The organism is Flavobacterium restrictum (genome assembly GCF_007097245.1).
GTDB lineage: Bacteria > Bacteroidota > Bacteroidia > Flavobacteriales > Flavobacteriaceae > Flavobacterium > Flavobacterium restrictum.
In genome coordinates this window covers 1-2,210 of record NZ_VJZT01000050.1, presented here as the reverse complement: position 1 = coordinate 2,210, position 2,210 = coordinate 1, and the positions used below count along the sequence as shown (strand labels likewise).

Sequence of the window (2,210 nt, the reverse complement as noted above, 5' to 3'; positions counted from 1 at the left end):
TTGAAAATGGTTTTGTATTTGGGAGATTTGACAAATCCGAAGAATGGGCTTAATTTAGTCCCAAACTGCTTGTAGCGAGGAACGTTAGGCGTTATTTTACCTAAAAACAACAAATTCAACAATTTAAATGGAAACAGGAATACATCCAAATGTAGATTTAAAAAAAGCAGACATACAATACGGAGAAAGAGAAATGATAAAACATTTCGCTAAATTATTTTCTGTCTCTTTTGCAAAATCACATAATTTTAAAGGAACTTGGTATAATTTTGCATTTTTAAAACCAACAAAAGATTTAAGAGAAAAATATAGATTTCAAAATGAAATGCTATTGATAATAAATAGTCACGATGATTTTGACAATCGTACTTTTGACTATGTAGATAAATTAATGTTCGAATATCATAATAGACTTGATAAATTATGTTTAATTCTTATTAGTAAAGACAATAACATAAAGAAGAAAATTAAATTACTATCTCAACAAAATCCTGAAACTAGAATTATAATACCTTTTAGTTATGTTGACTTCTATAAAAATTCTCCAGTTGAATTAATTCAACAAAGACTTAAAGAATTTTTTTATGGAAGAGATTTATTTGCTTTCGAATCTCCATTACAAAATGATGCTTATTTTTATGGAAGAACTGAAACTGTTCAATTTTTCTATGATAAATATAAATCTGGAGAAAATAGTGGTTTATTTGGTTTAAGAAAGATTGGGAAGACTTCTGTACTATATGCTTTAAAAAGATATTTAAATTTAAGAGGAGAAACAACCGTCTTCATAGATTGTCAAGAACCAGCATTTCATAAGCGCCGATGGTTTGAATGTTTAGAATTTATTATTGGTCATTTAGTAATTGAAATTCAAGAGAGAACCGAAGATAATATTGATATAAAGTTAAATTCAAATTATACTGAAAAAGATGCTTCAACATATTTTGAAGAAGATTTAAAAATTTTATATAAACTACAAAATCAGAATAGAATTTTGATATTTTTTGATGAAATCGAAAATATTACATTTGATATATCACCAACAAATCATTGGAGGAAAGAAAATGATTTCATCTTTTTTTGGCAATCAATAAGAGCTGTATATCAAAAAAATCCAAATTTATTCTCATTTATAATAGCTGGTGTTAATCCAAAAACCATAGAAACTGGTTTAATTGGAGACTTTGATAATCCAATTTATAGAATGATAACACCTACATACCTAAAACTATTTAATCACACCAATGTTGAAGATATGGTCAAAAATATTGGAAACTATATGGGATTAGATTTTGACAGTGAAATTTATACTTTTTTGACTGATGATTTTGGAGGACACCCATTTCTAATTCGTCAAGTTTGTTCAAAAATTCATCAAGAAATTTCTAGCCAAAGACCACAACAAGTAACAAAGTTTTTCTATAAAGAAAAAATTGATGAATTTAATAAATACCTTTCAGACTATGTAGAATTAATAATTGACGTATTGAAAATTTGGTATCCTAATGAATACAAATTATTAGAATCTCTTGTAATTGGAGATTATGACGAATTCACAAAATTAAGTTCTATTTCTGATAAACCGATTATTCATTTACTGGGCTATAACTTAATTGAAAAATCAGACTCAAATAAATACCATATAAAAATAAATGCTGTAAAAAACTATATTTTAGTAAACACAACCCTGCTAAATCAAATAACAACAATTGAAGATAAGTGGACAGTTATAACTACAAAAAGAAATCAGCTTGAAATTAAAATCAGGAACATTGTAAAATTAGCTGTGAAATCAAAATATGGTGTAAATAAATGTAAGACTGAATTTCTAAAAATAGTTGAGGAAAAAAGAAGGGAAAGACTAAATAACCTAAATATAAATGAAATCTTTTCAGATAAATCTGAAATATATTTTAATGATTTAAAAACATTTATCTCAAAAAACTGGAGTGATTTTGAAAACATATTTTTAGACAAAAGCAAGTTTGATATTTATATGGATTTATGCAATAGTAATAGAATTGATGCTCACGCTAAAGATATAAATGAAGAAGATTTAACAATAACTCTTGCCTCATTAAATTGGTTAAATGAGAAATGTGATGCCTTTTTAGACTAAAAAAAACAACGCCTAACACACGCTACAAGCAATTTGGGTATTAGGCTTAATTTGAAATTGGTTTTGTATTTGGAAGATTTGGCAAATCCGA

At 26.2% G+C, this 2,210-nt stretch carries 1 protein-coding gene; it reads left to right on the top strand.

What is annotated here, in order from left to right:
- Positions 1-127: 127 nt before the first annotated feature.
- A complete protein-coding gene (locus FNW21_RS16110; RefSeq protein ID WP_144257770.1) occupies positions 128-2,119 on the top strand; it encodes an ATP-binding protein in 1,992 nt (663 codons plus the stop codon).
- The last annotated feature ends 91 nt before the right edge of the window (positions 2,120-2,210 follow it).